Annotated in this window: 10 protein-coding genes; 6 read left to right on the forward strand and 4 right to left on the reverse strand. The window is 53.7% G+C overall.

Annotation, left to right across the window (positions count from 1 at the left end):
* From D9K61_RS10020 to D9K61_RS10030, 3 genes are all read left to right on the forward strand, one after another.
* Nucleotides 1-437, forward strand: a 437-nt coding sequence (locus tag D9K61_RS10020; RefSeq protein ID WP_120633121.1) for an IS5 family transposase, incomplete at its 5' end; no start/stop codon positions are given.
* 275 nt (nucleotides 438-712) lie between these two features.
* Complete coding sequence (locus D9K61_RS10025; protein ID WP_120633122.1) at nucleotides 713-1,426, forward strand: DNA helicase; 714 nt, start codon at nucleotides 713-715, stop codon at nucleotides 1,424-1,426.
* 193 nt (nucleotides 1,427-1,619) lie between these two features.
* Nucleotides 1,620-1,988, forward strand: coding sequence for a DUF4440 domain-containing protein (locus D9K61_RS10030; RefSeq protein WP_256386744.1), 369 nt, complete (start codon nucleotides 1,620-1,622; stop codon nucleotides 1,986-1,988).
* 33 nt (nucleotides 1,989-2,021) lie between these two features.
* Here the strand turns inward: D9K61_RS10030 and D9K61_RS10035 are convergent, their stop codons facing one another.
* Nucleotides 2,022-2,792 carry an alpha/beta fold hydrolase gene (locus D9K61_RS10035; protein WP_216825776.1) on the reverse strand — a complete coding sequence of 257 codons (771 nt, stop codon included), beginning with the start codon at nucleotides 2,790-2,792 and terminating at the stop codon, nucleotides 2,022-2,024.
* A gap of 393 nt (nucleotides 2,793-3,185) precedes the next feature.
* Complete coding sequence (dapA, locus tag D9K61_RS10040) at nucleotides 3,186-4,103, reverse strand: 4-hydroxy-tetrahydrodipicolinate synthase (RefSeq protein ID WP_120633125.1); 918 nt, start codon at nucleotides 4,101-4,103, stop codon at nucleotides 3,186-3,188.
* A 265-nt stretch (nucleotides 4,104-4,368) separates the two neighbouring features.
* On the opposite strand from dapA, the gene D9K61_RS10045 reads away from it, so the two are divergent.
* Nucleotides 4,369-4,728, forward strand: coding sequence for a RidA family protein (locus D9K61_RS10045; protein ID WP_120633126.1), 360 nt, complete (start codon nucleotides 4,369-4,371; stop codon nucleotides 4,726-4,728).
* Nucleotides 4,729-4,811: 83 nt separating this feature from the next.
* Here the strand turns inward: D9K61_RS10045 and D9K61_RS10050 are convergent, their stop codons facing one another.
* Both D9K61_RS10050 and D9K61_RS10060 read right to left on the reverse strand, forming a co-directional pair.
* Entirely contained in the window at nucleotides 4,812-5,633 is an 822-nt protein-coding gene (locus D9K61_RS10050) for a prephenate dehydrogenase/arogenate dehydrogenase family protein (RefSeq protein WP_256386743.1), read from the reverse strand.
* A gap of 334 nt (nucleotides 5,634-5,967) precedes the next feature.
* Nucleotides 5,968-6,840 (reverse strand): LysR substrate-binding domain-containing protein, encoded by an 873-nt coding sequence (locus D9K61_RS10060; RefSeq protein WP_162946827.1) that lies wholly within the window; start codon nucleotides 6,838-6,840, stop codon nucleotides 5,968-5,970.
* A 239-nt stretch (nucleotides 6,841-7,079) separates the two neighbouring features.
* Between D9K61_RS10060 and D9K61_RS10065 the strand changes: the two genes are divergently transcribed.
* Together D9K61_RS10065 and D9K61_RS10070 are read left to right on the forward strand one after the other, a co-directional pair.
* On the forward strand, nucleotides 7,080-7,436 hold the full coding sequence (locus D9K61_RS10065) for a hypothetical protein (protein ID WP_120633130.1): 357 nt from the start codon (nucleotides 7,080-7,082) through the stop codon (nucleotides 7,434-7,436).
* A gap of 23 nt (nucleotides 7,437-7,459) precedes the next feature.
* Nucleotides 7,460-7,786 (forward strand): transposase (locus tag D9K61_RS10070; RefSeq protein WP_162946828.1); only part of this gene is annotated, 327 nt, incomplete at its 3' end.

Consider the following 7,786-nt stretch of genomic DNA (forward strand, 5'->3'; position numbering starts at 1 on the left):
CCACAAGCAATGTCGGCGATGCCCCAATGCTGCCTGACCTGTTGGAGCAGATCCCGTCCGATCAGGAGATTGCCACCGTCACAGCTGATGGCGCCTACGATACTCGAAGATGTCACAATGTGATTGCCGCTCGGGGTGCCGCAGCCGTCATCCCGCCGCGTAAAAATGCCCAACTTTGGAAGCCAACCACGGCGGGGGCCGTGGCACGAAACGAAGCTGTGAGAGCTTGCAAATATCTCGGGCGGGCACTCTGGCGAAAGTTGACCGGATATCACCGCCGGAGCCGCGCAGAAACAAAAATGCACTGCGTCAAACTGCTTGGCCAAGGCCTCATGGCGAGAGACTTCGAGCGGCAAGTCGCTGAGCTTCAGATCCGGATCGCGGTGCTCAACCGCTACACCGCTCTTGGCATTCCCGTCACAGAGCCCGTAGGATAAGTCCGCCCGGGGAAAGGGGAAGTCCACCCTTCAACCGATTTGTGCAACAAAGCCACGTGCAGCGACCATGGTCTTTCCTCGTGAATTCAGGACAAGGATTTTCAGTGTTGAGTTTTAGGGTCGGATAAGACACGGTTGTTGTGGGCCTTGCTCGGGCCTCCGCCCTCCATCCGGGAAGCATCTGACATGCGGAGCGAAGCGAACCAGGACCTGTCTCAATCGGGCGCGTGCATAAGGAGGGATTGCTTCAGCGGCTCGAAAGGGGAGGAACGTACATGCATTTATCCGCTCCAATCTATCGGCTGAAACGACAAGCCAGACTCATGGCGCGCCGGGAGCGTATCCCTTTGCACGAAGCGCTAGACAAAATGGCGATTGAAGAAGGGTTTCAGAGCTGGAGCCACCTTACATCGTCTACGTCAACAAAAAAGCCGGTTGCGACCATTCTAACGCAATTTGAACCCGGAGACCTGATTCTTGTCGGGGCAAGGCCTGGGCAAGGTAAGACCCTCCTTGGGCTCGAGTTGGCGTCAAGGGCGACAGAGCTTGGCCGCAAAGGGTTGTTCTTTACGCTGGATTATCACGAACAAGACGTCGAAGAACGGTTCTCATCGCTAGGGATAGATCCGAGGTCAGGCCGGCATGATATGATTGTTGATACATCAGACGAGGTGTCTGCGGACTACGTTATCAGTTGCCTGGAGCTCTTTCGTGAACCGGTTGTCGCCGTTATCGACTACCTCCAACTTCTGGATCAAAAGCGCACAAATCCAAGCCTTGACGATCAGATCAGGTCTCTACGTAGACATGTGAAAGCAACAGGCGCTATTTGCGCAATGATCTCGCAAATTGATCGCTCTTTCGATCTCAGCGACAAGCCCATGCCCGACCTGTCGGATGTTAGACTGCCAAACCCGCTAGATCTGTCTGCTTTCGACAAGGCTTGCTTCTTGCACAATGGTGAAATTCGTATGGATCAAGCTGCATAATCGAGCAGTATATTACACTGCGGGCATTTACCGAATGCCCGCATATCTTTGTCGACACCTGTGGTTTCGGGCTCTTTACTGCCGTTCGCAGTGTTTCCGTCAATTTTGGCACATTAGGCGAAGTGTACGTTGACAAAAAACGTAGAAACGCCTGCTTTGGGGACACATGAGGTGTCAGTTTGATGGGGTTGTGATGGCGCTTAGTTCAGAGGACGGGAGAGTTTTAACGGCATTGGAGGAAACACTCTGGCGCACTGAGACACGCTATGATCGCGCGCTTATGGAGAAGACTTTTGCTGAAGGTTTTGTGGAAATTGGCAGGTCTGGCCGTCGCTATGAAAGAGCGGAGATGTTTTTCGACACCGATCTGGCAGCCTCAATCGATGCCGTGCTGCCGCTCCCAGACTATTGGGTAGATTTGATTGCGCCAGACGTCGCAGTCGCGGCCTATACCAGTGAGGTTCGGTATGGCGATATCATTGAACGAGGTCGCCGCTCGTCAATATGGGTAAAGAGCCAAGGTCGATGGAGGCTGCGTTTTCATCAAGGCACACCATGCTGACGGGCCGTTTCGTCGGGCAGCGGCTAGCCGTACTTAAGCGATGGCTACTTCAATTAACTCAAAGAAGCGTTCCTTTGCGTGGATCTCTTGCCATGGTTTGTGTCCGCATTTTGGGAGCTTGGCGAAATTTGCCGCGGGGAGCGCTGTTCGCAACGGTATGCGCACCCCATCTGCTGGCCTCGGGTCGTAGTCCCCGTGAATCGCAGTAACAGGACTGCGGATAGAGGACACCTCCTTCAGAAGAGTGCCGTTGATCCTCATTTCATTCGCTTCCGGCCAAACAGTTTCGTGGATTTCTATGTTTAAATCGACTCTTGGTTGAATGGACGTGTCTCGCCTGAAGGTATCGGCAAGATCGCTAAGTTCGATGAATCGTTCGATCTGCTCCGGCTCTCCTTCCATTGGACGAAGGGCCATTAGTTCATCACGCTCGTCTTGAGACAGGCGAGAGTTCTTTGTAGTTCGGATTGCTTCGGCGTATTTAGCATCGAATGGTCCGCTACCCACAAGGATAAGCGTGCGAACAAGCGCTGGATATCGAGCGGCAAGTAGGCAACCAAGCCATGCACCCCAGGACCACCCAATGACCGCCACGGGTGGTATACAGTGTCGTTCAATCTGTGATCTGAGTTCATCCACTTGTCCATCAACGGATCGGCGTGTTTGAAAGGGCTCCAATACGGCGTAGCCTCTTCGTCCAAGTTCACGAGCAAATGGTTCAACTTCTCCCGCGCCACCCGGTCCACCGTGGAGCACGGCAATCCGGGACGGTTCTCCACCGTACTGGCGAACGTCTTTTTGCATGTTTCTCATTTGAACTCGCCCTTCGCCTGCCATCGGACGGTCACTTTTGAACATTGCCGTCACGCTAGTGGTCACGAGCTTATGTATAGACAGAAGCCAGCAACAAGAAGAAGGTTGATCTCAATGGGTTTTCTCCGAACAGAATGAGTGAGCCCTAACCTGCTTTGGAGGTTTGCAATCACGGCGGTTCCCGTAACTGCCATTGCTGTCCCCATGATTGCTTGTGGGCGCGGTGGCGCTTTCTCCTTTAACCAAAGAATGGGCAGTAACAGAACCGGGGACAAAGAGCCGAGAATGGCCCCATTCAAGCCTCGCTGATCTGACGCCGTATCAATATGCTAACCGGTCAATTGGAGACCAAAACCTGAGTAGATCCAACTGAAAAAAGCGACTCTATGGGGAGCAGGTCAAAGCCATCGCCCTTGTATCGATCCGTTCGGCCAACACATCGCTAATCGTCGTCATAGGCAGTCGAAGTTCCCGACTTTCAATGAGACCATTCCGCCAAAGCCAATGCTTCAACGGGCCGGGGCTAGGTTCTGCAAACAGCAGTTTGGTTAAATCGTGGAGGTCATACCATTTGGTTCTCGCCTCACTGACATGTCCGTTAAAAAGGTCGATTTGAACCTGAGCAAATTCCTGCGTCATCAAGTGGGCTGCGGAAAGGATTGCGCCATCGGCACCTGCGCAAAGAGCAGCGTGGTAAGCTAAATCTTCACCCGTCATCACGGCGAAATTCTGAGGTCGTCGCTTTAGAAGATCCAGTGTTTGTTCAGCATCAGCGCAACAGTCTTTTATCCCGATCACATTATCCCGGCCAGCAAGACGAATGAGTGCGTCGTTTGAGAGGTTCACCCCAGTCCGGTAGGGGATATTATAAATGACCAAGGGCCGGGTGGTTGCATCAGCGATGGCTTCGAAATGCGACAATAGGCCGACCTGAGATGGGCGCGAATAGGCAGGGCCGCTGACCAGATAGCCATCTATTGGCCAGCCCGCTGTATATGAAATGTACTCGATGACTTTTCGGGTGTTACTTCCGCTGACGCCAAGCAAGACGGGAATTGGTGTCCCAATTTCTTGCTGTTCGTCCGAAACCGAACGCACAATGTCAGAGATCTCGTCGACATTTAGTGTCAGTGCCTCACCTGTGGTTCCTGCAAGGACAAGCCCATCAATGGGTTGGTCGCGATAATGGCGGACGAGTCGTCGAAGAGAAGCGAGATCGACAGCACCGTTCTGAAACGGCGTTACGATAGGTAGCCAAAGACCACCAATGCTTAGGTTTTGCGAGGTCCTTTTTGTCTCCAGATTCTAAGACCGAAGGCAAACGCAGAAACCCCGTCGCCATCGGCGGGGTTGAGTTTGAATACTTCCGTAAGATTTTAGCGGCCGTAGTCCATCACTCCCCCCTGTGGGAGAGTTTCTTAACCTTTTTGGCATGGACGGTTTCGGTTCGCATAGTGCCAGAGAACAATTTTTCAGCGAGCTGTCAACAGCTTCAATCGCGCTTGTTCCCTTAGTGCGCGCCTCTGCTATGAAGTGACTAAACTCAGAAACAGGGCGGACCAGAGCCATGAACATCAAACGCACTTTGAGTAGCGAAAAAGGGCGGAGCGATGCTGTCGCTTTCAACGGTATGGCATTCTTGGTTGCATATGACCCCGACGCGTCAGACGGTATTGAAGCCCAAACGCGCAACACCCTGCGCTTTCTGGAGAGTAAACTATTCGAAGCAGGCAGCGGAAAACATGCGCTGCTCCAAGTCACGGTGTTCCTCAGCGATATGTCCATGAAAGCGGAAATGGACAAAGTTTGGTGCGATTGGATCGGGCCACCGGAGAACTGGCCTCAGAGAGCATGTGTTGGCGCTGATTTGGGCGATGAGGTGACGCTGATCGAGATTACTGCCATCGCCGCACAGTCTGACAGATAACGTTTGTGTGGTTTGCAGCACCGGCCAACATGGACCGATAAAGTCAGCCCAGCAGGGCGAAACTGCAATTGGGTGGTGCTCCATCAATGCCTGCTTTCATTGTGCGGTGGTATCCTCAATGCATTTTCCAGCTCTACACTTAAACTTGCGGCCAAATCAAAAAACCGACGTCGCACGGTCTCGGCGTAGGGATTGGATTTCTCAATCGCTTCGAATACTTCTGGCGCATCGTGCTGAACCATGGAAATCGCCTCAGATAACAAGTCAAAGCTCTTCGTTGTCATGCGCGTTGGAAGCGGCCCCATTCTCAGTAGCACTTTCGCGATAAGGTGCGTGAGCCCTTGGACGACAGCTGCTTCTTGGTCATGTTCTTCTGGTGCCGTCATGATGACAGTCAGACCCAGAGACTTGCGTAAAAAAGCGGCCAGCCTCAAATGTCGTCTTCCCTGAATGGGGCAGACTGCAATTTTTAAACCCTCAATACCTGTGTTGGCACTCTGGGGACCAAACAAAGGGTGAGTGGCGACGATGTCTACATGGTTCGGTAGCAACCGTCGCATGATTTCCGAGGGAACTACTTTGACTGAGCCAACATCGACAATCAGCGCGCCAGGTTTACAAGCAACCGCGATCTGGTTCACTACCTTCTCAAATGAGGAAACCGGTGCCGCAATGAGGACCACATCAGCCTGCGATACATCGTGCAGTGATGCCAGACGCACTCCGAGTTGCTTTGCGACCGTGGCACGACCCATGGACGGATCAAAGGCCGATATCTCGAAATGCTGGCCGAGATGAAGGGCCGCAAGTTGTCCGAACGCACCAAACCCCACGATGCCGAGCGACGCGTTTTGACTTCTGCTGTTGTTGTTCATTTTTCGACCTTTGAATTTGCCGCCCGGCACAAGGTCGTTTGCATGTTGACCGCTGTCAGGGGCAGCGGAAAACCAATGATGAATTGCCCGCAGCTATCGAAGCTGAGGATAATATTCCTGCGATACAAAGAACGATCTGATCATGCCCCCAGCGATAAAGCACCCAAGAGAGCAGAGTCAACGATGTTGCTGCCTAGCAGCCATCGCCTGGGGCGAGGCATTTTGGAGGTATGGGCTCACACCGAACTTGCGGCGTTGCAGCACGGTTTCCTAGCCGAGCTGTGACCGCGACGCGGACAGAGCTGGCACACAGGCCGACGATCCCAATGTCCGGTCTCAATTCAGCGCTGCCGTCAAGCCCGTGTCACGAAACAGCTCGCAGAGGGGCCCTGCCCAGTTTTTCTACCAGAAAGTCGGCCGCGAGGGACACGTGCGCTTCGCAGGTGTTCGATTGGTGAACGGATATCACCACCTCGTGCAGCGAGGGCAAACCGGCCTGTCCGTCAATGACCCTGAGACCAGGTGGTATGACAGAGGCCTCCATCACTGAAACCGACGATCCGTCAAGAAGGGCTTTCTCGATCAACCCTATGCTGCGCGTGGAATATGCAACGCGCCATCGGCGGTCGATGCGCTTCAATACGTCCAAGGCAATTTCCCTGCACACACAACCAGATGGGAACAGAACGAGCGAAAGAGGTTGTTCGTGGTCGTCGATGAAGACGGGCGAGGCAACCCAATGAAGCGGCTCACGCCTCGCGACCTGTCCAGCGACAGAATCTGGACGGTGCGTTGCAACGACCACATCCAGTTGTCCCCGCGTCAATAAAGGCAGCAGATCGCTGGCGTTGTCGCATGTCACTTCGAACTGCAATCTGGGATGCGCTTTCGTCAGGGCGGATAGTATCGGAGGCAGCAAGAAAGTCGCGTAGTCATCAGGCGCGCCAATCCGGATCAATCCTTCCGCCTCTGGGCGTTGCAGATGTGACAGTGCAGCATCATTTGCGGCCAGAATGCGGTTTGCATAGACCAACAACGCTTCGCCGGTCTGTGTGATCGACACGGACTGACGGCTCCGCTCAAAGAGGCGTTTCTCCACGATGGTTTCAAGCCGTTTGATCTGAAGGCTGACAGCTGATTGGGTGCGTCCAATGGCCTGTGCAGCATGCGTGAAGTTTCGATGCGCCGCGACGGCGACGAAGGATCGCAGCAGGTCGATTTCGAGATCACGCTTCATGAAGTAAGATTTCCATATCTCATCACGCTTAGCAATATTATTCGTTTCCGCAATAATCAGCTCAAGCCTACTGTCGCCGAAGGAGGCTCGCTCAATGCTTGGTTTGATCGCAAAAACGATCTTCGTGGCGACACGCATATCACCGCCGCAAAATTCGGCTTCAGGTTGTGACTGGCGTTCATCATCAGGCCCGAGTGGCCATGGCACAAAGAAGATAACAGACAAGGAAAATGCAAGGCATGGACATCAGCAAACTCAAGACACGAACAGGCACAGTGGAACGCGTATGGCAGATCGAGATTCAGGCGACTCCTGAAGATGCGGACAAGATCATCGACAACGTGATGGAGGTCGACCCGCTGATCTATGGGCGGTACAAGCGCAATGCATTTGTCAGCGCTATCGGCAGCGAGACTTACTTGCCGGAAGAAGACTCAACCAGTGCTGTACATCTGGGAGCCGCCAATAAGGTTCAGATCTTCCCAAGCGTCCTTGTCGTTATTTCGGTCGAGCAGAACCCCGAAACGCTTGGGCGCGTTCTGGATGCGATACGCGAGACTTTGTTGCACAAATGGTTTGAGGGATTCACTGTTTGAATCCAGCGTGGTAGCTGGCGTGCATGAGCAGTTGGTCCCCTACGACGTACAAGACCAGGAACTGGCCTTCGTACAACACGGCGTTGAAGCAGCGTGGTTCCCTGTCGATCTGGTTTGATCCTGAGATGCCCTGGCATGCGGCTCCGACGGGCAAGCGCGGGCGTCAGCCTGAGTTCAGCGACGCGGCGATCCAGGTTTGTCTCACGATGAAGGTGCTTTTTGGCATGCCCCTTCGACAGACGGCAGGGTTCGTTGAAAGCCTATTGCGGCTCGCAGGGCTGGACTGGCAAGTTCCGGATTTCAGCACCCTATGCCGCCGTCAGAAGACGTTGAGCGTCGCCATCCCTTAC

The organism is Ruegeria sp. EL01 (genome assembly GCF_900313035.1).
Lineage (GTDB): Bacteria > Pseudomonadota > Alphaproteobacteria > Rhodobacterales > Rhodobacteraceae > Ruegeria.

Bases quoted from the DNA above. Each gene is read 5' to 3' on its own strand.
- D9K61_RS10025 (WP_120633122.1), top strand. From the start codon at position 713: ATGCATTTATCCGCTCCAATCTATCGGCTGAAACGACAAGCCAGACTC.
- D9K61_RS10030 (WP_256386744.1), top strand. From the start codon at position 1,620: ATGGCGCTTAGTTCAGAGGACGGGAGAGTTTTAACGGCATTGGAGGAA.
- D9K61_RS10035 (WP_216825776.1), bottom strand. From the start codon at position 2,792: ATGCAAAAAGACGTTCGCCAGTACGGTGGAGAACCGTCCCGGATTGCC.
- D9K61_RS10045 (WP_120633126.1), top strand. From the start codon at position 4,369: ATGAACATCAAACGCACTTTGAGTAGCGAAAAAGGGCGGAGCGATGCT.
- D9K61_RS10060 (WP_162946827.1), bottom strand. From the start codon at position 6,840: ATGAAGCGTGATCTCGAAATCGACCTGCTGCGATCCTTCGTCGCCGTC.
- D9K61_RS10065 (WP_120633130.1), top strand. From the start codon at position 7,080: ATGGACATCAGCAAACTCAAGACACGAACAGGCACAGTGGAACGCGTA.